The organism is Burkholderia torrens (genome assembly GCF_984668525.1).
The window spans coordinates 1573113-1593282 of sequence record NZ_OZ480211.1; the positions used below are offsets into that span (position 1 = coordinate 1573113).

Consider the following 20170-nt stretch of genomic DNA (forward strand, 5'->3'; position numbering starts at 1 on the left):
CTAGATTAGCACGATCGTTCTATTTTTGTGCTAGGGTAATGTCGCCCGGGCTGTGCCGCCCGGGCTGGCGAAACGACATCGAAAGGGGATGTGCAAATGGGTCGGTCGATCAATCTGGAAGGCAAGGTTGCGCTGGTCACGGGCGCGTCGAGCGGCCTCGGGCAGCGCTTTGCGCAGGTGCTGTCGCAGGCTGGCGCGAAGGTCGTGCTCGCGAGCCGCCGCGTCGAGCGCCTGAAGGAACTGCGCGCGGAGATCGAGGCGGCCGGCGGCGCCGCGCACGTCGTGTCGCTCGACGTCACCGACGTCCAGAGCATCAAGGCGGCGGTCGCGCATGCCGAGACGGAAGCCGGCACGATCGACATCCTCGTGAACAATTCGGGCGTCTCGACGATGCAGAAGCTCGTCGACGTCACGCCGGCCGATTTCGAGTTCGTGTTCGACACCAACACGCGCGGCGCATTTTTCGTCGCGCAGGAAGTGGCGAAGCGGATGATCATGCGCGCGAACGGCAGCGGCAACGGCAAGCCGCCGTGCCGGATCATCAACATCGCGTCGGTGGCAGGGCTGCGGGTGTTCCCGCAGATCGGGCTGTACGCGATGAGCAAGGCCGCGGTCGTGCAGATGACGCGCGCGATGGCGCTCGAGTGGGGGCGCCACGGGATCAACGTCAATGCGATCTGTCCGGGCTATATCGATACCGAAATCAATCATTACCTGTGGGAAACCGAGCAGGGCCAGAAGCTGCAGTCGATGCTGCCGCGCAAGCGCGTCGGCAAGCCGCAGGATCTCGACGGGCTGTTGTTGCTGCTCGCGGCCGACGAGTCGCAGTTCATCAACGGCTCGATTATCTCTGCCGACGACGGCTTCGGCCTCGCCTGAGCGGATGACATTCAGCAACAAAGAAGACTGCAATGAGCGCAACAAGCGATTACTCCCCTGTATTTGAGATGTCGATGCCGATCCGCTGGGGCGACATGGACGCGTTCGGCCATGTGAACAACACGGTCTATTTCCGCTACATGGAGCAGGCGCGGATCTCGTGGTTCGAGGAGCTCGGCATTGCCGGCGGCAACGGCGAAGGGCAGGGGCCCGTCATCGTCACGGCGTCGATGGAATTTCTCAAGCAGCTGCACTATCCGGGCGACGTGATCGCGAAGATGTCGGCCGCGAAGCCTGGCCGGAGCAGCTTCGACACCGGCTTCGAGCTCACGCGCGCGGATGATCCGCAGCACGTCTATGCGCGCGGCAAGGCGCGCTGCGTGTGGGTCGACTACGCGCTCGGCAAGTCGGTGGAACTGCCGCAACTGCTGCGCGACACGATCGAGCGCGCACTCGCGACCAAAATCGACTGAGCGCCGGGTCGGCGAGACCGGCGCCGGCGCCGGTGAGCCGCCATGCCTGTCTTACCCGGAGTCATCCGATTCGGCCGCCCAGCGCGGCCGATCTTCATTCGGACGCCGCCACGCGGCGGGCTTTCACTGCCCGAGCAGACGCTGCAGCAGTTCCGGCGTGTTGTTCGTGCCGTATTTGCGCATCAGCCGTGCGCGGTAGATGTCGACCGTGCGCGAACTGATCTCGAGCACGCGCCCGATCTGCTTGCTGGTCTTGCCTGTGGCGAGCTGCGCGGCGATCTCGCGCTCGCGCGGGGTCAGCTCGACGGCGACGCGGCGCGTCGCGCTCAGGTCCTCGAAAGTCCACACGCCGGCCGCGAGCGGCGCGGTGCGGTCGAGCGCGCGGCCCGTCACGTGGCACCAGAACAGCTCGCCGTCCGCGCGCTTCATGATCCTGTCATCCGAGTAGATGCCGTTCGCGGCCATCACGCGCGCGATGCGCTCGCCGATGCGCTGGAATTCGTCCGTCGACGGGTAGAGCACCTCGTACGACTTTCCGATCAGGTCGGCCCGCGCGCAGCGGAAGATCGACGCGAGCGCGTCGTTGCAATCCTCGATCACGCGGTCGCGCGACAGCACGAGGCCGAGCGGCGCGAGGTGGAAGGCAGTCTGGTAATCGAGAGCGGGCATGGCGCAGGCAAGCGGAGGCAAACGCTTATGTATTTTTGCGTATTGTGCCGCATCCGTGCCGCATCGTACCCTTTCAGGCATCTCGCGGTGGTTTGCCGCGACATAAAAACAGCGTGCTTCGACGCAGGCATTGCCGCGCATGCATAGAATGATGCGGCGGGCTTGCGGTCCAACTGGGCGCGTGAACCGGTTTTGCTGGTTTCCATAGAGGAAGGGACAACTGATGAACAAAGTCTATCCAAGCGCGGCTGCCGCGCTGGAAGGGATCGTCCGCGACGGACAGACCTTCGCGGTGGGCGGCTTCGGCCTGTGCGGGATTCCGGAGGCACTGATCGCGGCGTTGCGCGACTCGGCCGTCAAGGGCATCACCTGCATCAGCAACAACGCGGGCGTCGACGGTTTCGGCCTCGGCCTGCTGCTGGAAACGCGCCAGATCAGGAAGATGATCTCGTCGTACGTCGGCGAGAACAAGGAGTTCGAGCGCCAGTACCTGGCCGGCGAACTCGAGCTCGAATTTACGCCGCAAGGCACGCTCGCCGAGAAGCTGCGCGCGGGCGGCGCGGGCATCCCCGCCTTCTTCACGAATACCGGCTACGGCACCGTGATCGCGGAAGGCAAGGAAACGCGCCAGTTCGGCGACCGTCACTACGTGCTCGAGCCGTCGCTGACGGCCGACGTCGCGCTCGTGAAGGCGTGGAAGGCCGACAAGTCCGGCAACCTGATCTACCGCCGCACGGCGCGCAACTTCAACCCGATGTGCGCGATGGCCGGCAAGATCACCGTGGTGGAAGTCGAGGAGATCGTCGAGAACGGCACGCTCGATCCGGACCAGGTCCACACGCCGGGGATTTTCGTGCAGCGCATCGTGCTGAATGCGACGCCTGAAAAACGCATCGAACAACGCGTCGTACGCGCGAAAGGAGACTGACATGGCCTGGAATCGTGACCAGATGGCCGCGCGCGCGGCGAAGGAACTGCAGGACGGCTTCTACGTGAACCTCGGCATCGGCTTGCCGACGCTCGTGGCCAACCACGTGCCGGAAGGCGTCGAGGTGTGGCTGCAGTCGGAAAACGGCCTGCTCGGCATCGGCCCGTCGCCGACCGAGGACGAAGTCGACGCCGATCTCATCAACGCCGGCAAGCAGACCGTCACGACGCTGCCGGGCTCGTCGATCTTCTCGTCGGCCGATTCGTTCGCGATGATTCGCGGCGGCCACATCAACCTCGCGATCCTCGGCGCGATGCAGGTCAGCAAGCAGGGCGACCTCGCGAACTGGATGATCCCCGGCAAGATGATCAAGGGGATGGGCGGCGCAATGGACCTCGTCGCGGGCGTGGGGCGTGTCGTCGTGCTGATGGAGCATGTCGCGAAGGGCGACCAGCACAAGATCCTCGAAGAATGCAACCTGCCGCTGACGGGTGTCGGCGTGGTCGACCTGATCATCACCGATCTCGGCGTGATCGAAGTGACGCCGGCCGGCCTGAAGGTCCTCGAACTCGCCGACGGCGTGAGCGCCGACGAGATCCAGGCGAAGACGGGCGCGCCGCTCGACGTGAGCGCGGTAGCCTGAGTCGTCGTTCGTCCCGATACGCCCCGCATGCCGGAAGGTATGCGGGGCGTTTGCATGGGCGGCCGGCGCGACAGGCCGCGCCGGCGTCAGACGGCGGCCCGCAACGATTCGCCGGCGCGCCCGGTTGCGGATGGGGGCTCGCCGGGCGAACCCAACTGCAGCGCATGAAACAGGAAGCGCTGTAGCGTCGCGGCCGCCGACGTGCGATCGCCGGTATCCGCGTGGCTGAACAGCCCGAAATCGGCGGCGGGCGGGGCCGGCAGTCCGGCTGCCTGTGGATCGAGCGCGCGCATCGTGTCGCGACGCACGTTCCAGTCCAGCAGCACCGCGATGCCGAGGCCGGCCTCGACCGCCGACTGGATCGCGGACAGGCTCGTGCTGGTGCAGATGACGCGCCATGCGCGGCCGGCTTCGCGCAACGTCGCGAACAGCCTGTCCTGCCACGGGCACGCACCGCCGAATGCGACGATGGGCACCGCTTCGTCCGTCGGAAGCCGGGGCGCGGCGAGCGCGGCGGCCCAGCGCAGCGGATGCCGCCACGTCGTGAGCGGCTCGGCGCGGATCAGTGCGGGATCGCCGATCACGAAATCGAGCGCATTGGCCGCGAGTCGCTGCGACAGCACCGGGCTCGTATCGACGACGATCTCGAGCGCGACGTTCGGAAACGACGCTGCGAACTGCCGCAGCGCGTGCGGCAGATGCCCGACGGCGATGTCCTCGAGAATGCCGAGCCGGACGGTGCCTGAAATGTCGCCCGCGGTGAGCGCGGCGCGGGCGGCGAGCCCGATGCCGAGGAGCTCGTGCGCATACGGCAGCAGCACGCTGCCCGCCGCCGTCGGCGTCACGCCGCGCGGCGAGCGTTCGAGCAGGCGCTGGCCGACTTCCTCCTCGAGCCGGCGCAGCGCCATGCTGACGGCGGCCTGCGTGCGATGCAGCACCATTGCCGCCGCGCTGACGCTGCCGGTTTCGATCACGGTGACGAACGTGCGCAGCAGCGTGCTGTCGAGATCGCGGATCATCAATTTTCCTGATGCAGACATAAGAATTATCAGCTTATATCAGGCGCGCGGCCGCGGTTAGCATCGGCGTGTCACTGATCTGGAGCGGTCGAATGAGCGAGGAATCGAGTACGGTACGGCCGGGTGGTGTCGCGCGCACGGCTGCCCCATTCGCGAACGCGGTCGCGCCGCTGCTGGCGGTCGCGTCGATGTGCAGCGTGCAGCTCGGCGCGGCGCTGTCGAGGCCGGCGACGATCGAGTACGGCACCGTAAGCACAACCTGGTTGCGGCTCTGTTTCGCTGCACTCGCGCTCGCGGTTGTCGTGCGGCCGCCGCTTCGCACTTATTCGCGGCAACGCTGGATTGTGGCCGTCGCGCTCGGCAGTGCGATGGCCGTGATGACGCTGTGCTTCTTCGAAGCCGTGCGCCGCGTGCCGCTCGGGCTCGCGGTGGCGATCAACTTTCTCGGGCCGCTGGCGGTCGCCGCCGTCGGCGTGCGCAGGCCGGCGATGCTCGTATGGCCCGTGCTGGCACTGGCGGGCGTGTTGTTGCTGGCGCGGCAGGACGGCATGTGGGTGACGGCGCCCGCCGCTCTGGTCTTTCCGGTCGGTTCGGCGCTCGGCTGGGCCGCCTATATCCTGTTGATGAAGCGCGTCGGTACGTTGTTCGACGGATTGCAGGGGCTCGCCACGTCGCTGATCGTGGCCGCGCTCGTCACGACGCCGTTCGGGCTCGCGCAAAGCGGCGGCCATCTGCCGGCCGGGCAACTGGTCGATGCCGCATATCTGGCGGTGCTGGTCCCGCTGTTTCCCTACGTGCTCGAGCTGATCGCCCTGCGGCGGATGAGCGCGTCGGCGTTCGGCATCCTGATGAGCGCCGAGCCCGCGATCGCTGCCGTCATCGGGTTCGTCGTGCTGGCGCAGCCGATGAGTGCGCTGCAGATCGCCGGCACGCTGTGCGTGGTCGGCGCGAGCATCGGTGCGGTCGTGCAGAAGTAGTCGCGTCGTCGCGAACGCATGGCCATGACGAGCTGGCGCGTGCGCGGGGTGTTTTGTCGCGAGTGCATGCGTCACGCGATCGCGCCGCCGCCGTCGATCAGTACCGTCGAACCGGTCGCATAAGGCGTTGCCGCCAGATACAGGATCGCATTCGCGACATCTTCCGGCTGGCCGACCCTGCGTGCCGGAAGCCGCTGTGCGGCGCCTGCATACATCGCGTCGCGTGCGTCGGGTGCGAGCTTGTCCCACAGCGGCGTTGCGATCAGGCCGGGCGATACGGTATTCACGCGAACCGGCGCCAGCTCGAGTGCCAGGCCGCGGGCGAGGGCTTCGAGCGCCGCATTGATCGCCCCCTGCAAGACCGACGACGCGCTCGGCCGCACACTCAGGTAGCCGGATACGAATGTCAGCGAACCGCCGGGCGCGATATCGATCGCGCGGGCGATGCGGTATGCGCCCCAGAACTTGCTGTCCATCGCCGCCTGCGCGTCGGCAAGCGGCAGTGCACGGACCGGGCCCGTGGCCGTCTTCGCGGCCGAAATCACGACGTGGTCGAACTGGCCGGTACGCGCGCAGAACGCGTCGACGTCCGTTGTATCCATGATGTCGAGCGTTTCGCGCCGCACATGTGCGGCTGGCATGGCGTCGATGTTGAACCTGCCCGGGTCGCGCGAGGCGATCGTCACTAGCGCGCCGCGTCGCGCGAATGCTGCTGCCGTGGCGGCGCCGATGCCGGAGCTTCCTCCGACGACGAGTATTTTCTTTCCGTGAAGCAGATCATTCATGAGCGTCTTTCCAGGGTGGGTGTTGAAGGGAATCCCGTCAGATCGTTTCGGTTTCGCGCAGCGTCGACGGGCTGTGCAGGGCGAAGCGCGCAATGTCGTCCTTGCGCATGAAGGCGACGCCCGGGTGTGATCGCGCGTAGTGCAGGAACGCGTCCCACGCACGGACCATCTGCGGCGTGCCGCTGATCCGGTCATGCGCACTGATCGACATCAGTCGGCGCCGCTGCCCGGCTTCCGCGTACAACTGGTCGAAATCGAGCTTGATCTGCTCGAGGAACATCGTCGGCGAGTAGTTGCGACCTTCGATCAGCAGGATGTCGTTGTTGCGCAGCGTGTACGGAACCACCGCGAAATCGCGACCGCCGACGGTCTCGATGAACGGTTCGTCCCGACTGACGTCGTCGATGTGATAGGCGTAGCCGAGTTCCTGCAGCAGCGGCAACGTATGCGGTCCGCGCCGCAGCCAGTTGCAGTTGTAGCCGGTGGGGCGCTGGCCGGTCGCCGCTTCGACCATGTCGCGTGCTTCGGTCAGGAAGCGACGCTCTTCGTCGCGGCTCATCGCGAATTGTGCGCGCCACGTCGGGCCGTGTGCGGCAGCTTCATGGCCGCGCGACACGATTTCGCGTGCCAGTTCGGGGTGCCGGCGCGCGGCTTCCCCGATCATGTGCGACGTGACTTTCACGCCGTGTCGGTCCCACAGGTCGAGCAGGCGCGGAATGCCTTCCCGGTAGCCATACGCGAACCACGTGGCCGACGCGAGATCGACCGGTACCGACGGCGGGAACGCGACGGCCGGGAACGGGCTGTCCGCGCCCGTGGGCGGCTGTCCGCCCGCCTCGAACTGCATCGAGATCGAGATCGCGAGGCGTGTGTCGTCTGGCCAGAACGGCGCGGCCCCCGATGCGGTGGGCGCCGGCGTTGGCGCGGCGGTTGCAGGCAGGGAGGCGCCGGCCGCCAGCGCGACGCCGGCTGTCAATCCGGCACCGGCCTGGACCAGGAACGTGCGGCGCGGCAGGGGCGTCGGGCGTTCGTCGTTTCCGTGGGGCATCGTTCCCTCCGTCAGCTGACGAGTCCAAGCTGACGCAGCAACGTCAGGTTGTCCTCGATGTGCCAGTTTTCCGCGATCCGGCCGTGGTCGATCCGGTAGATATCGGTCGCGATGAAGTCGATCGCCTGTCCGTGCCCGGCCGTTCCGTTGAAGGTGCCGGTGAAATGTCCGCGAAAATGCAGGTGCACGACGACACGGTCGCCCGCGACGATCATCTGTTCGATGTCGCAGCGCAGATCCGGGATCGCGCCGCGCATCGTGCCGGAGGCCGCGAGCGGCCCTGGCAGCCCTTGTTCGCGGCCGGGCGGCAGTGTCCGGTCGGTGAAGTCGGCGGCGAGTGCCGCGCGGGCGAGGGCGGGATCGCCGGTATTCCAGAAGGTGCCGTAGCGGCGCGCGGCCAGAATTTGCGCACGGGCCTGCGCGGCCGGCAAGCCTGCCGCGACGGTCAGGTCGTGCGGCGCGACGAGATCGGCAGCACGCGAAGCGGCTGGCGAGAGCGCAACGGCGCAAGCGGCGGCCGCCAATGCGTGTGCGATTGGGCCGGTGGCCGAACGAAAGCGGATCGACATGGTTTCGGAGGTCCTGTGAGGGGCGTCGGGAGACGACGCGGAACAGTTATGGTAGGTTTCCGCTTTGAATGCAAATACGGGCGAATAGCGAATGGATTCTTCGAAAAAAGGAAAGATTCGGATGAGATCGTGGCCAGGATGCTGATCGACGATTTCCCGGCGCTCGATACCTTCGCGAGGATCGTGGCGGCCGGCAGTCTGTCGGCGGCGGCGCGCGAACTCGATCTGTCGTTGTCAGTCGTCAGCAAGCGGCTCGCGCACCTGGAGTCGCGGCTCGGCGTCCGCCTGCTGCACCGGACGACACGACAGCAAACGCTGACCGATGACGGCGCGCAGTTTCACGCGCAGGTGCTGCGCATCCTGGAGGAGGTCGACCGCGCCGAAACGCTGATGCGCGATCGTCGCGGCACGGTCAGCGGCGTCCTGCGCGTGACGGCGCCCGGCGAGCTCGGCCGCTTGCGGATCGCGCCGCTCGTGGCGGCATTTCAGCAGCGACATCCGCAATTGACCGTGCAGCTGATGCTGACTGATACCGTCGTCGATCTGCTCGCAGCCGACATCGACGTCGCCGTGCGGATCGGCAATCTTGCCGATTCGACGATGATCGCGCGCGAGCTGGCGCCGAATCATCGCGTGCTGTGTGCGTCGCCGGGCTATCTGGCGGCGCACGGGCTGCCGGTCCATCCGGCCGACCTCCGTGCGCATCGATGCATCGTGATGGGCGACCAGCCGCGTGCCGAATGGCGGTTCGATGGCGCTCAAGGCGGCGTGACGGTCGAGGTGACGGCCGCGCTGCTGACGAACGACGGCGGCGCGGCGCGCACGCTGGCGCTCGAGGGCGCGGGCATTGCGTTGAAGTCGATCTGGGATGTCGACGCCGATCTCGATGCCGGTCGGCTCGTGCGCGTGCTGCCGGCTTTCGAGGCGTCCGCGGCGCCGCTGCATGCCGTCTATCCCGGCGGCCGTCACGTGCCGTTGCGCGTGCGGACCTTCGTCGATTTCCTGCGCGAGCAATTGCGGGGCGCCTGGCGCCGCAACGATTGAATCCGCCTCGGGCGATGGGGCCGGCCGCGTGGCGCCCCGTCGTTGCGAAGCGGTTTACAATCGTTTGCATCGGGTGTCGCAAGCGTTGCCCCGCGCGTCGCCCCCGTTCTCCACAGGATGCCAACGATGCCAACGACCCCAGCGAATCCTCCGGTTCCCCGCCAGCGGCGCGTGCAGTGTGCGAGCGCGGCCGGCCTTCACCATGTCGCCTATACCGAGTGGGGTGATCCCGCGAACCCGCGCGTGCTCGTCTGCGTGCACGGCCTGACGCGCTCGGGGCGCGATTTCGACCGGCTTGCCGCCGCGCTGTCCGATACGTATCGCGTCGTGTGCCCCGACATCGTCGGGCGCGGCCGGTCGGACCGGCTGGCCGACCCGCGGCTCTATGCGATTCCGCAATACGTGGCCGACATGGTGACGCTGATTGCGCGGCTCGACGTCGAATCGGTCGACTGGTTCGGCACGTCGATGGGCGGCCTGATCGGCATGGCGCTCGCGGGGCTGCGCGGTTCGCCGCTGCGCCGGATGATCGTCAACGACGTCGGTCCGCGCATCGAGCCCGATTCGCTCACGCGCATCGGCGAATACCTCGGCGTGCAGCCGCGCTTCGACACCGAGCAGGAGGCCATCGACTATCTGACGTCGCTGTCGCTGCCGTTCGGCGCGCTGACTGCGGACGAATGGCGCGAGATCAACGGGCCGCTGCTGCACGAGCTGCCCGAGGGCGGCTGGACGATGCGCTACGATCCGCGCATCGCCGAGCCGTTCAAGGCGACGACGCCCGAACTGGCCGCGCTCGGCGAAGCTGCGCTGTGGCATGCGATCGAGACGACGGATGCGTCGCTGCTCGTCGTGCGCGGCGAGACGTCCGACCTGCTGTCGCGCGAGACGGTGGCCGACATGGTGCGTCGCGGCCGGCATGTGACGCACGCCGAGATTCCGGGTGCGGGCCACGCGCCGGCGTTCATCAGCGCCGACCAGATTGCACTTGCACGACGGTTTTTCGTCGAAGGCGACGCATAAACGCGTCATAATATGCGGTTCGGCGGCACGCGGGCCGGGCCGCCGAACGATTCCTTACCCATCACGAGCGGAACATTCCATGGCAGTCATTCGTCACCACGTCGGGGCCCGTCTCTCCGAAACCGCGATCCACAACGGTACCGTGTATCTGGCCGGCCAGATCGCCGAAGACACCACGCAGGACATCAGGGGCCAGACGCGCGAAGTGCTCGGCCACATCGACCGCCTGCTCGCCGAAGCGAACAGCGACAAGGCCCATCTGCTGTCGGTGCAGATCTACATCTCGGATCTGGCGAACTTTGACGGCATGAATGCCGAATGGGACGCATGGGTCGCGCACGGCAACACGCCGCCGCGCGCCACCGTCGAGGCGAAGCTCGCGGATCCCGCGCTGCTCGTCGAGATCGTGGTCGTCGCCGCGCAGCGGAGCTGAGCTGAGCGTTATCCGACGATGACCGTTTTCCGCCAGGCCGTGCAATGACCGAGTCCGTTTCCGCTTCCCCCGTCGCGGCACCGTCGTTCGACGACGTACTGGCGTTCGTGCGCGAACGGGCCGGCGACGCACGCCTGTCGTCGGGCGAGTTGCTCGCCGATCACTCGGCCGGTACGGCGGCGATCATGCGCACGCTGAACGTCGACCCGTCCGCGATGCAGGCCGCGGCGCTGTTCGTGCTGACGCCGCACCTGAGCGACCCCGAGCGCGAGCTCACCGAGCGCTTCGGCGAAGAGGTGGCGCGGCTCGTGTCCGACGTGCGCAAGCTGTTGCGGCTCGGCACCGTCAGCCTGCGCGCCGCGCAGAACGCCAGGCCCGACACGGGGCGCGACGCGGCGGAAGAGCGGCGCACGCAGATCGAAGCGCTGCGCAAGATGCTGCTCGCGTTCGCGCAGGACATCCGCGTCGTGCTGATCCGGCTCGCGTCGCGGTTGCAGTCGCTGCGCTATTACGCGGCCGCGAAGATCGAGCCGCCGCCCGACGTCGCGCGCGAGACGCTCGAGATCTATGCGCCGCTCGCGAACCGTCTCGGTATCTGGCAACTGAAGTGGGAACTCGAGGATCTGGCGTTCCGCTTCGAGGATCCCGTCACCTACAAGCGGATCGCGAAGCTGCTCGACGAGAAGCGCATCGAGCGCGAGGCATACGTCACGCAGGCGATCGAGCGGCTGCAGCACGAGCTCGCGGAAGCGAGCATCCAGGCCGACGTGAGCGGCCGGCCGAAACATATCTACAGCATCTGGCGCAAGATGCGCGGCAAGGAGCTCGACTTCTCCGAGCTGTACGACGTGCGCGCGTTTCGCGTGATCGTGCCGGACATCAAGGATTGCTACGCGGTGCTCGGCATCGTGCATCACCTGTGGCAGCCGGTGCCGAAGGAATTCGACGACTACATTTCGCGGCCGAAGCCGAACGGCTACAAGTCGCTGCATACGGTCGTGATCGGCGACGATGGCCGCGCGTTCGAGGTGCAGATCCGCACGCAGGAGATGCACCGCTTCGCCGAGTACGGCGTCGCCGCGCACTGGCGCTACAAGGAGGCCGGCGCGCGCGGCTATGGCGGCCAGTTCTCGGCGAGCGACAAGTACGACGAGAAGATCGCGTGGCTGCGTCAGTTGCTGGCGTGGAAGGACGACGTCGAGGACGGCACCGAGGTGTCGGGCGACCAGGCGTGGGCGCAATTGCGCGAGACGTCGCTCGACGACGACCATATCTATGTGCTGACGCCGCAGGCGCGCGTGATCGCGTTGCCGCAGGGCGCGACGCCGGTGGATTTCGCGTACCACCTGCACAGCGAGCTCGGCCATCGCTGCCGCGGCGCGCGCGTCGACGGCGTGATGGTCCCGCTGAACACGTCGCTCGCGAACGGCCAGACAGTCGAGATCGTCGCGGTGAAGGAGGGCGGGCCGTCGCGCGACTGGCTGAACCTGCAGCTCGGCTACCTGAAGAGCCCGCGCGCGCGGCAGAAGGTGCGTGCCTGGTTCAACTCGATCGAGCAGGAAGAAAACATCGCGCATGGCCGGGCGCTCGTCGAAAAGACGCTGCAGCGCGAAGGCAAGACGTCGGTCAGCCTGGACAACCTCGCCGCGAAGCTCGGCTTCAAGTCGCCCGAGGAGCTGTTCTCGGTCGTCGGCAAGGAAGAGTTCAGCCTGCGCAATGTCGAGCACGCGCTGTCCGATGCGCCGCCGCCGGAGCCGGCGCTCGAGGCGCCCGCCGATTTCGAGAAGCGCAGCAGCGGCGCGAGCGTCGCGCACGGCGCGTCGACCGGCGTGCTGGTGGTGGGCGTCGATGCGCTGCTGACCCAGCTGGCGCGGTGCTGCCGTCCGGCGCCGCCCGATCCGATCAGCGGGTTCGTCACGCGCGGCAAGGGCATGTCGATCCACCGCACCGATTGCCCGACGTTCCGCCGGATGGTCGAGCGCGCGCCGGAGCGCGTGCTGCAGACGACCTGGTCGGCCGACGTGCTGGGCGGGCGCGGCGCGTCCGTCTATCCGGTCGACCTGATGATCGAGGCGAGCGACCGGCAAGGGTTGCTGCGCGACATCTCCGAAGTGTTCGCCCGCGAGAAGATCAACGTGGTGGGCGTGAAGACGCAGAGTCGCCGCAATGCGGCGTTCATGCAGTTCACGGTCGAGGTGTCGAACTCGGCGCAGGTGCAGCGCGCGTGCACGCTGCTCGGCGAGGTGCAGGGCGTCGTGCGGGCGGGGCGGAAGACTTGATGTGGGGTTGAAACGCCGTTATTTTGCTGCGACCGCATAAAAACACTTGCCAAGCCCGTAACGGCTCCATATAATCTTAGCTTCTCTAGGCTCGTAGCTCAGCTGGTTAGAGCACCACCTTGACATGGTGGGGGTCGTTGGTTCGAGTCCAATCGAGCCTACCAACGAATTGAGAATGCCCGGTCTCCGGGTATTCGATGCAGTAAAGAACTCAACGCGAACAAGGCGAATACGGTTATGACACCGCGAACGTTGACCGAAACTATTTCGGAGCGACGCTAGTCGAGGAACGTTTTCGCCCTTTCAGTTTGAGTGAAGTATCGAATGCGGCCCCTCGAAAGCGGGGCCGCATTTTTTTTGTCGCGAAATTTCTGCGCGTGATTTTTTGATCGCGCGTACCTGGTCTGCCGCCCACTGTCGGCATCACGGAGAATGCTATGGTTTCGATACGCTTGCCTGACGGCTCAGTTCGACAATACGAGCATCCGGTGACAGTTGCCGAGGTTGCAGCCTCGATCGGTCCCGGCCTTGCGAAGGCTGCGCTTGGTGGCAAGCTCGATGGCGAGCTCGTTGACACGTCCACGGTGATCGACCGCGACGCGTCGCTCGCGATCATCACGGACAAGGATGCCGACGGTCTCGACATCATCCGTCACTCGACCGCGCACTTGCTCGCGTATGCGGTGAAGGATCTGTACCCGGACGCGCAGGTGACGATCGGCCCGGTGATCGACAACGGCTTCTATTACGACTTCTCGTACAACCGTCCGTTTACGCCGGAAGATCTGGAAAAGATCGAAAAGCGCATGCAGGAGCTCGCGAAGAAGGACGAGCCCGTGACGCGTCGCGTCGTGTCGCGCGACGAGGCGGCCGGTTACTTCCGCAGCATCGGCGAGAAGTACAAGGCCGAGATCATCGAATCGATTCCGCAAAGCGACGAAATCAAGCTGTACTCGCACGGCGGCTTCACCGATCTGTGCCGCGGCCCGCACGTGCCGTCCACCGGCAAGATGAAGGTCTTCAAGCTGATGAAGGTCGCGGGCGCGTACTGGCGCGGCGACTCGAAGAACGAGCAGCTGCAGCGCATCTACGGTACGGCCTGGACGAAGAAGGAAGACCAGGATCAATACCTGCACATGCTCGAGGAAGCGGAAAAGCGCGACCACCGCAAGCTGGGCAAGCAGCTCGACCTGTTTCACATGCAGGAAGAGTCGCCGGGCATGGTGTTCTGGCATCCGAAGGGCTGGGCGCTGTGGCAGCAGGTCGAGCAGTACATGCGCCGCCGCGTGAACGACGCCGGCTACCTCGAGATCAAGACGCCGATGATCATGGACCGCTCGCTGTGGGAGGCGTCGGGCCACTGGCAGAACTACCGCGAGAACATGTTCACGACGGAGTCGGAGAAGCGCGACTATGCGATCAAGCCGATGAACTGCCCGGGCCACGTCCAGGTGTTCAAGCACGGCCTGCGCTCGTACCGCGACCTGCCGCTGCGTTACGCGGAATTCGGTTCGTGCCACCGCAACGAGGCATCGGGCGCGCTGCACGGCCTGATGCGCGTGCGCGGCTTCGTGCAGGACGATGCGCACATCTTCTGTACGGAAGACCAGTTCATCTCGGAATCGATCGCGTTCAACACGCTGGCCATGAGCGTGTACAAGGATTTCGGTTTCGATCACATCGACATCAAGCTGTCGCTGCGCCCCGAGCAGCGTGCGGGCACGGACGAGACGTGGGATCGCGCCGAGCAGGGCCTGCGCGACGCGCTGACGGCCTGCGGCCTCGCGTGGGAAGAGCTGCCGGGCGAGGGTGCGTTCTACGGCCCGAAGATCGAGTACCACATCAAGGATGCGCTCGGCCGCTCGTGGCAGTGCGGCACGCTGCAGCTCGACATGGTGCTGCCGGAGCGCCTCGGCGCCGAGTACGTGGCGGAAGACAACAGCCGTCGCCGACCGGTGATGCTGCACCGCGCAATCGTCGGTTCGATGGAGCGATTCCTCGGCATTTTGATCGAGCACCATGCTGGTGCAATGCCCGCCTGGCTCGCGCCGTTCCAGGCAATTGTGCTGAATATCGCCGAAAGTCAGGCCGAATATGCGCACTCTCTGGCCCAAACGTTGCAAAAACAAGGGGTTAGAGTGGCGGCCGATTTGCGCAACGAGAAGATTAGCTATAAAATACGCGAGCACACGCTGGAAAAGGTGCCTTATCTCCTCGTCGTGGGCGATAAGGAGCGTGATGCGCAAACGGTAGCCGTGCGTGCCCGTGGCGGCGTCGATCTTGGCGTAATGCCGGTCGAAGCCTTCGTTGAGCGTCTGCAGGAAGACCTGCGCTCGTTCAAGTAACCGCCCTGGCAGCGCGGCTCGTTTTTTTAATTTTTAGAGGAAACGTAACATCGCTACTGATAAGTCGTCGCACCGCATCAACGGTGAAATCACTGCGCCGGAAGTGCGTCTGGTCGGGATCGAGAACGAACCGCTCGGTATCGTAAAACTCGCTGATGCTTTCCGTAAATCGGAAGAACTGGATGTTGACCTGGTGGAAATCGCGCCGCAAGCGGTTCCCCCGGTTTGCCGTCTGATGGATTACGGCAAGTTCAAGTACCAGGAATCGAAGAAGCAGCACGAAGCGAAGCTGAAGCAGAAGGTCATCCAGGTCAAGGAAGTCAAGTTCCGCCCGGGTACCGATGACGGTGACTACAACGTCAAGCTCCGCAATCTCGTGCGCTTCCTCGAAGAAGGCGACAAGACGAAGATCACGTTGCGTTTCCGCGGCCGTGAAATGGCTCACCAGGAAATCGGTATGCGGATGCTCGAGCGTCTGCGCACGGATCTCGAGGAAGTCGGCCAGGTCGAGCAGATGCCGAAGATGGAAGGGCGCCAGATGATCATGGTGCTCTCGCCGAAGAAAAAGAAGTAACGGGCCCGCGCGCTTCGCGCGCTGGTTCGACAGTGGTTCGGCGCGTTGCCCGGTCAGGGCGGCGTGCCAACAATGACGGCGGCTGCGCAAGCGGGCCGCCGTACACAAGTGGACTGGGTTTCGAAGGGCGGGTCAAGGGCGCAAGCCAACCGCACACCCATCGCCATCTAATAAACTGGAGTTGTTCGTCATGCCTAAGATGAAGACCAAGAAGAGCGCTGCAAAGCGCTTCGTGGTGCGTCCGGGCGGTACCGTCAAGCGCGGTCAAGCCTTCAAGCGTCACATCCTGACCAAGAAAACCACGAAGAACAAGCGTCACCTGCGCGGCGCAACGGCAGTTCATGATTCCGATCTGAACTCCGTCCGCGCGATGCTGCCGTTCGCGTAACCCCTCAACTGATACTCTAAGGAGAGAAACATGCCTCGAGTCAAACGTGGGGTAACCGCACGGGCCCGCCACAAGAAGATCATCAACCTGGCCAAGGGTTATCGCGGCCGCCGCAATAACGTCTACCGCATCGCCAAGCAGGCGGTGATGCGCGCTGGTCAGTACGCGTACCGCGACCGCCGCAACAAGAAGCGTGTGTTCCGCGCACTGTGGATCACGCGTATCAACGCGGCAGTTCGCCAGCACGACATGACCTACAGCGTGTTCATCAACGGCCTGAAGAAGGCGTCGATCGAACTCGACCGTAAGGTCCTGGCCGACATGGCGGTGTTCGACAAGGCTGCTTTTGCTGCGATCGTCAAGCAGGTGAAAGCCGCCGTTGCAGCCTAATTGCGAAATTAGCACTGCGTGGTTAGTTGCAGCGATGTTCCGGTAGTCTCGGCCGCTGCAGCGAAAACGGGGCTCTTCCGAGCCCCTTTTTTGTTTGGCCGGGCGATTTTGCTCGCCGAAAACGAATGACGTTGGAAATGATGGGATCTATGGATCTGGACCAGATTGTCGCCGACGCGCAGCAGTCCTTCGAACAGGCTGCCGACATCACCACGCTCGAAAACGAGAAAGCACGATTTCTCGGCAAGTCGGGTGCGCTGACCGAGTTGCTGAAGGGCCTCGGCAAGCTCGATCCCGAAACACGCAAGACCGAAGGCGCACGCATCAACGTCGTGAAGCAGCAGGTTGAAGCCGCGCTGACCGCCCGTCGCCAGGCACTGGCCGACGCGCTGCTGAATCAGCGCCTCACTGCCGAAGCGATCGACGTCACGTTGCCGGGCCGCGGCGCCGGTGCAGGCAGCCTGCACCCCGTGATGCGCACGTGGGAGCGGGTCGAACAGATTTTCGGCTCGATCGGTTTCGATGTGGCCGACGGCCCCGAAATCGAGACCGACTGGTACAACTTCACGTCGCTGAACAGCCCGGAGAACCATCCGGCGCGTTCGATGCAGGACACCTTCTACGTCGAAGGCAAGGATGCCGACGGCCGCCAGCTGCTGCTGCGTACGCACACGAGCCCGATGCAGGTGCGTTATGCGCGCATGAACCGTCCGCCGATCAAGGTGATCGCGCCGGGCCGTACGTATCGCGTCGACAGCGATGCGACCCACTCGCCGATGTTCAATCAGGTCGAGGGGCTGTGGATCGACGAAAACATCAGCTTCGCCGACCTCAAGGGCGTCTATACCGACTTCCTGAAAAAATTCTTCGAGCGCGACGACATCCTCGTGCGCTTCCGTCCGTCGTATTTCCCGTTCACGGAACCGTCGGCCGAGATCGACATGATGTTCGAGCAAGGCAAGAACGCCGGCAAGTGGCTCGAGATTTCCGGTTCGGGGCAGGTGCATCCGACCGTGATTCGCAACATGGGCCTCGATCCCGAGCGCTACATCGGCTTCGCGTTCGGCAGCGGCCTCGAGCGCCTGACGATGCTGCGCTACGGCGTCCAGGACCTCCGGCTGTTCTTCGAGAACGACCTGCGTTTCCTGCGCCAGTTCGCATAACGCCGCTCGCCGCGCCGACCTGTGCCCGCGCACGCCCCGACCGACGTTTCCGAGGGGCCCGGGCGTCGATCTAACCTGTTTCGAACGTAGACATCCATGCAATTCCCTGAATCCTGGTTGAGAACCTTTGTCGACCCGCAGCTGACGACCGACGAGCTGTCGCACGCGCTGACGATGGCGGGGCTCGAAGTCGAATCGCTGAGCAAGGCTGCGCCGCCGACGTCGAAGATCGTCGTCGGCCGCGTGCTCGAAGTCGTCAAGCATCCGGATGCGGACAAGCTCAATGTCTGCCAGGTCGACGCCGGCACCGGCGCGACGCTGAACATCGTCTGCGGTGCGCCGAACGTCGCGCCCGGCATCAAGGTGCCGGTTGCATTGGTCGGCGCGGAACTGCCGCCGGCGGAAGAGGGCGGCAAGCCGTTCGCGATCAAGCTGTCGAAGCTGCGCGGCGTGGAGAGCCAGGGGATGCTGTGCTCGGCACGCGAACTGAAGCTGTCCGAAGACCACAGCGGCCTGCTGATCCTGCCGGAAGACACGCCGGTCGGTCAGGATATCCGCGAGACGCTCAATCTCGACGACACGATCTTCGAAATCAAGCTGACGCCGAACAAGGCCGACTGCCTGTCCGTGTTCGGCATCGCGCGCGAGACGTCCGCGATCACCGGCGCGCCGCTGACGCCGGTCGACATCCGCCCGGTGCGCGTCGAGCTCGACGAAACGTTGCCGGTGCGCATCGCCGCGCCCGATCTGTGCGGCCGCTTCTCGGGTCGCGTGATCCGCGGCGTGAACGCGCACGCGAAGACGCCGCAATGGATGGTCGAGCGCCTCGAGCGTTCGGGCCAGCGCAGCGTGTCCGCGCTCGTCGACATCTCGAACTACGTGATGTTCGAACTCGGCCGCCCGTCGCACGTGTTCGATCTCGACAAGATCCACGGCGGCATCGAGGTGCGCTGGGGCAAGCGCGGCGAATCGCTGAAGCTGCTCAACGGCAACACCGTCGAACTCGACGAAACGGTCGGCGTGATTGCGGACGATCGTCAGGTCGAGAGCCTGGCCGGCATCATGGGCGGCGACAGCACGGCCGTCACGCTCGACACGACCAACATCTATCTCGAAGCCGCGTTCTGGTGGCCGGACAGCATCCGTGGCCGTGCGCGCAAGTACAACTTCTCGACCGACGCGGCCCATCGCTTCGAGCGCGGCGTCGATTACGCGACGACCGTCGAGCACGTCGAGCGCATCACGCAGCTGATTCTCGAGATCTGCGGCGGCAAGGCCGGCCCGGTCGACGACCAGTCGGTGAACCTGCCGCAGCGCGCGCCGGTCAAGATGCGCGTGTCGCGCGCGAACCGCATCATCGGCGTGAAGATCAGCGCCGACGAGATCGCCAGCATCTTCACGCGCCTCGGCCTGTCGTTCGAGCGTGAAGACGACGCGTTCCTCGTCACGCCGCCGTCGCACCGCTTCGACATCGAGATCGAGGAAGACCTGATCGAGGAAGTGGCGCGCATCTACGGTTTCGAAAAGATTCCGGCGCGTCCGCCGGTCGCGACGAGCGAAATGCGCGCGACCAACGAGACGCGGCGCTCGATCCACGACATCCGTCACGCGCTCGCCGCGCGCGACTACGCGGAAACCGTCAACTTCAGCTTCGTCGATGCGGAGTGGGAGCACGATTTCGCGGGCAACGACAACCCGATCCGGTTGCTGAACCCGATCGCGAGCCAGCTTTCGGTGATGCGCACGACGCTGTTCGGCAGCTTGATCGCCGTGCTGCGCCACAACCTGAACCGCCGAGCCGATCGCGTGCGCGTGTTCGAGTCGGGCCGCGTGTTCCTCGCCGATGCGTCGGTGAAGGCCGGCGAGCTGGCGGTCGAAGGTCATGCGCAGCCGAAGCGTGTCGGTGCGCTGGCATACGGTCCGGCAGTCGACGAGCAGTGGGGCGTTGCGACCCGCGCGGTCGATTTCTTCGACGTGAAGGGCGATCTCGAGGCACTGCTGGCGCCGGCGGTCGCACGCTTCGTGAAGGCAGAGCATCCGGCCCTCCATCCGGGCCGCAGCGCGCGCATCGAGGTCGACGGCCGCGCGGTCGGCTGGATCGGCGAGCTGCACCCGCGCCTGATGCAGAAGTACGAGCTGCCGCACGCGCCGGTGATGTTCGAGATCGATGCGGACGCGCTGATTGCACGGGCGCTGCCGGCACCGACCGACGTGTCGAAATTCCCGCCGGTCCGTCGCGATATCGCCGTGGTCGTCGATCAGGCAGTCGAGGTTCAGGCACTTTTCGACGAAATGAAGAAGGCGCTTGCAGAAGAGGCCTGCCGATTCGTTCAGAAGGTTGTACTCTTCGACGAATTTCGTGCAAAATCAAATACTTCCGGTGGTCTTGCCGCGCACGAGAAGAGCCTTGCCTTCCGTGTGACGCTGCAGGACGCGGCTGGCACGCTACAGGACGAGGTCGTCGATCAGGCGATCCAGACGCTGGTCGAGCGGATGGCTCGTGCCGGTGCGCGCCTGCGCGGCTAAGGAGAAGGCCCGCCC

At 65.4% G+C, this 20170-nt stretch carries 20 protein-coding genes and 1 tRNA gene; 16 read left to right on the top strand and 5 right to left on the bottom strand.

From position 1 onward, the window contains the following. Positions 1-96 precede the first annotated feature (96 nt). Together AC5LXX_RS07250 and AC5LXX_RS07255 are read left to right on the top strand one after the other, a co-directional pair. Complete coding sequence (locus AC5LXX_RS07250; protein WP_124454775.1) at positions 97-879, top strand: SDR family oxidoreductase; 783 nt, start codon at positions 97-99, stop codon at positions 877-879. Between the two features lie 32 nt (positions 880-911). Beyond that, positions 912-1352, top strand: coding sequence for an acyl-CoA thioesterase (locus AC5LXX_RS07255; protein WP_124454777.1), 441 nt, complete (start codon positions 912-914; stop codon positions 1350-1352). A 123-nt stretch (positions 1353-1475) separates the two neighbouring features. Here the strand turns inward: AC5LXX_RS07255 and AC5LXX_RS07260 are convergent, their stop codons facing one another. Beyond that, positions 1476-2021, bottom strand: a complete 546-nt coding sequence (locus AC5LXX_RS07260; RefSeq protein ID WP_124454779.1) for a LuxR C-terminal-related transcriptional regulator — start codon at positions 2019-2021, stop codon at positions 1476-1478. A 223-nt stretch (positions 2022-2244) separates the two neighbouring features. On the opposite strand from AC5LXX_RS07260, the gene AC5LXX_RS07265 reads away from it, so the two are divergent. Continuing rightward, positions 2245-2949 (top strand): CoA transferase subunit A, encoded by a 705-nt coding sequence (locus tag AC5LXX_RS07265; RefSeq protein ID WP_124454781.1) that lies wholly within the window; start codon positions 2245-2247, stop codon positions 2947-2949. A 1-nt stretch (position 2950) separates the two neighbouring features. Then, positions 2951-3592, top strand: a complete 642-nt coding sequence (locus AC5LXX_RS07270) for a CoA transferase subunit B (RefSeq protein ID WP_006476194.1) — start codon at positions 2951-2953, stop codon at positions 3590-3592. Positions 3593-3678: 86 nt separating this feature from the next. On the opposite strand, the gene AC5LXX_RS07275 is transcribed toward AC5LXX_RS07270, so the two are convergent. Further along, positions 3679-4611: a LysR family transcriptional regulator gene (locus AC5LXX_RS07275; RefSeq protein WP_185658213.1), complete on the bottom strand. Its 933-nt coding sequence runs from the start codon at positions 4609-4611 to the stop codon at positions 3679-3681. Positions 4612-4703: 92 nt separating this feature from the next. Here AC5LXX_RS07275 and AC5LXX_RS07280 point away from each other — a divergent pair, with 92 nt between their 5' ends. Continuing rightward, positions 4704-5588, top strand: a complete 885-nt coding sequence (locus AC5LXX_RS07280) for an EamA family transporter (RefSeq protein WP_493410973.1) — start codon at positions 4704-4706, stop codon at positions 5586-5588. A 71-nt stretch (positions 5589-5659) separates the two neighbouring features. Here the strand turns inward: AC5LXX_RS07280 and AC5LXX_RS07285 are convergent, their stop codons facing one another. Genes AC5LXX_RS07285 through AC5LXX_RS07295 form a run of 3 tightly spaced genes read right to left on the bottom strand, consistent with a single transcriptional unit; the run spans position 5660 to position 7990 of the window. Next, positions 5660-6373, bottom strand: coding sequence for an SDR family oxidoreductase (locus AC5LXX_RS07285; protein ID WP_493410974.1), 714 nt, complete (start codon positions 6371-6373; stop codon positions 5660-5662). 37 nt (positions 6374-6410) lie between these two features. Then, positions 6411-7421 carry a polysaccharide deacetylase family protein gene (locus AC5LXX_RS07290; RefSeq protein WP_493410975.1) on the bottom strand — a complete coding sequence of 337 codons (1011 nt, stop codon included), beginning with the start codon at positions 7419-7421 and terminating at the stop codon, positions 6411-6413. Positions 7422-7432: 11 nt separating this feature from the next. Then, the gene (locus AC5LXX_RS07295; RefSeq protein WP_493410976.1) at positions 7433-7990 is read right to left on the bottom strand and encodes an ester cyclase; all 558 of its coding nucleotides are present in this window, start codon (positions 7988-7990) and stop codon (positions 7433-7435) included. A gap of 138 nt (positions 7991-8128) precedes the next feature. Here AC5LXX_RS07295 and AC5LXX_RS07300 point away from each other — a divergent pair, with 138 nt between their 5' ends. The 11 genes from AC5LXX_RS07300 to pheT all read left to right on the top strand — a co-directional run bounded on the left by AC5LXX_RS07300 (position 8129) and on the right by pheT (position 20155). After that, a complete protein-coding gene (locus tag AC5LXX_RS07300; RefSeq protein WP_493411097.1) occupies positions 8129-9034 on the top strand; it encodes a LysR family transcriptional regulator in 906 nt (301 codons plus the stop codon). Between the two features lie 126 nt (positions 9035-9160). After that, positions 9161-10057: an alpha/beta fold hydrolase gene (locus AC5LXX_RS07305; protein WP_493410977.1), complete on the top strand. Its 897-nt coding sequence runs from the start codon at positions 9161-9163 to the stop codon at positions 10055-10057. Between the two features lie 79 nt (positions 10058-10136). Next, entirely contained in the window at positions 10137-10490 is a 354-nt protein-coding gene (locus AC5LXX_RS07310) for a RidA family protein (RefSeq protein WP_124454793.1), read from the top strand. A gap of 44 nt (positions 10491-10534) precedes the next feature. Further along, positions 10535-12769 (top strand): RelA/SpoT family protein, encoded by a 2235-nt coding sequence (locus AC5LXX_RS07315; RefSeq protein WP_493410978.1) that lies wholly within the window; start codon positions 10535-10537, stop codon positions 12767-12769. Between the two features lie 87 nt (positions 12770-12856). Next, positions 12857-12933, top strand: a tRNA-Val gene (locus AC5LXX_RS07320). A 273-nt stretch (positions 12934-13206) separates the two neighbouring features. Next, on the top strand, positions 13207-15114 hold the full coding sequence (thrS, locus tag AC5LXX_RS07325; protein WP_493410979.1) for a threonine--tRNA ligase: 1908 nt from the start codon (positions 13207-13209) through the stop codon (positions 15112-15114). Positions 15115-15163: 49 nt separating this feature from the next. Beyond that, positions 15164-15688 carry a translation initiation factor IF-3 gene (infC, locus tag AC5LXX_RS07330; protein WP_071734130.1) on the top strand — a complete coding sequence of 175 codons (525 nt, stop codon included), beginning with the start codon at positions 15164-15166 and terminating at the stop codon, positions 15686-15688. Between the two features lie 190 nt (positions 15689-15878). Next, on the top strand, positions 15879-16076 hold the full coding sequence (gene rpmI / locus AC5LXX_RS07335; RefSeq protein WP_004191477.1) for a 50S ribosomal protein L35: 198 nt from the start codon (positions 15879-15881) through the stop codon (positions 16074-16076). A gap of 30 nt (positions 16077-16106) precedes the next feature. Next, positions 16107-16466, top strand: a complete 360-nt coding sequence (gene rplT, locus AC5LXX_RS07340) for a 50S ribosomal protein L20 (RefSeq protein WP_004192938.1) — start codon at positions 16107-16109, stop codon at positions 16464-16466. A 149-nt stretch (positions 16467-16615) separates the two neighbouring features. Beyond that, positions 16616-17629, top strand: a complete 1014-nt coding sequence (gene pheS / locus AC5LXX_RS07345) for a phenylalanine--tRNA ligase subunit alpha (protein ID WP_059234715.1) — start codon at positions 16616-16618, stop codon at positions 17627-17629. A 96-nt stretch (positions 17630-17725) separates the two neighbouring features. Beyond that, complete coding sequence (gene pheT / locus AC5LXX_RS07350; protein ID WP_493410980.1) at positions 17726-20155, top strand: phenylalanine--tRNA ligase subunit beta; 2430 nt, start codon at positions 17726-17728, stop codon at positions 20153-20155. Positions 20156-20170: the final 15 nt, after the last annotated feature.

Excerpts from the sequence above, each read along its gene's own strand:
- AC5LXX_RS07250 (WP_124454775.1), top strand. The coding sequence starts at position 97 with ATGGGTCGGTCGATCAATCTGGAAGGCAAGGTTGCGCTGGTCACGGGC.
- AC5LXX_RS07255 (WP_124454777.1), top strand. The coding sequence starts at position 912 with ATGAGCGCAACAAGCGATTACTCCCCTGTATTTGAGATGTCGATGCCG.
- AC5LXX_RS07260 (WP_124454779.1), bottom strand. The coding sequence starts at position 2,021 with ATGCCCGCTCTCGATTACCAGACTGCCTTCCACCTCGCGCCGCTCGGC.
- AC5LXX_RS07265 (WP_124454781.1), top strand. The coding sequence starts at position 2,245 with ATGAACAAAGTCTATCCAAGCGCGGCTGCCGCGCTGGAAGGGATCGTC.
- AC5LXX_RS07270 (WP_006476194.1), top strand. The coding sequence starts at position 2,951 with ATGGCCTGGAATCGTGACCAGATGGCCGCGCGCGCGGCGAAGGAACTG.
- AC5LXX_RS07275 (WP_185658213.1), bottom strand. The coding sequence starts at position 4,611 with ATGATCCGCGATCTCGACAGCACGCTGCTGCGCACGTTCGTCACCGTG.
- AC5LXX_RS07280 (WP_493410973.1), top strand. The coding sequence starts at position 4,704 with ATGAGCGAGGAATCGAGTACGGTACGGCCGGGTGGTGTCGCGCGCACG.
- AC5LXX_RS07285 (WP_493410974.1), bottom strand. The coding sequence starts at position 6,373 with ATGAATGATCTGCTTCACGGAAAGAAAATACTCGTCGTCGGAGGAAGC.
- AC5LXX_RS07290 (WP_493410975.1), bottom strand. The coding sequence starts at position 7,421 with ATGCCCCACGGAAACGACGAACGCCCGACGCCCCTGCCGCGCCGCACG.
- AC5LXX_RS07295 (WP_493410976.1), bottom strand. The coding sequence starts at position 7,990 with ATGTCGATCCGCTTTCGTTCGGCCACCGGCCCAATCGCACACGCATTG.
- AC5LXX_RS07300 (WP_493411097.1), top strand. The coding sequence starts at position 8,129 with ATGCTGATCGACGATTTCCCGGCGCTCGATACCTTCGCGAGGATCGTG.
- AC5LXX_RS07305 (WP_493410977.1), top strand. The coding sequence starts at position 9,161 with ATGCCAACGACCCCAGCGAATCCTCCGGTTCCCCGCCAGCGGCGCGTG.
- AC5LXX_RS07310 (WP_124454793.1), top strand. The coding sequence starts at position 10,137 with ATGGCAGTCATTCGTCACCACGTCGGGGCCCGTCTCTCCGAAACCGCG.
- AC5LXX_RS07315 (WP_493410978.1), top strand. The coding sequence starts at position 10,535 with ATGACCGAGTCCGTTTCCGCTTCCCCCGTCGCGGCACCGTCGTTCGAC.
- thrS (WP_493410979.1), top strand. The coding sequence starts at position 13,207 with ATGGTTTCGATACGCTTGCCTGACGGCTCAGTTCGACAATACGAGCAT.
- rpmI (WP_004191477.1), top strand. The coding sequence starts at position 15,879 with ATGCCTAAGATGAAGACCAAGAAGAGCGCTGCAAAGCGCTTCGTGGTG.
- rplT (WP_004192938.1), top strand. The coding sequence starts at position 16,107 with ATGCCTCGAGTCAAACGTGGGGTAACCGCACGGGCCCGCCACAAGAAG.
- pheS (WP_059234715.1), top strand. The coding sequence starts at position 16,616 with ATGGATCTGGACCAGATTGTCGCCGACGCGCAGCAGTCCTTCGAACAG.
- pheT (WP_493410980.1), top strand. The coding sequence starts at position 17,726 with ATGCAATTCCCTGAATCCTGGTTGAGAACCTTTGTCGACCCGCAGCTG.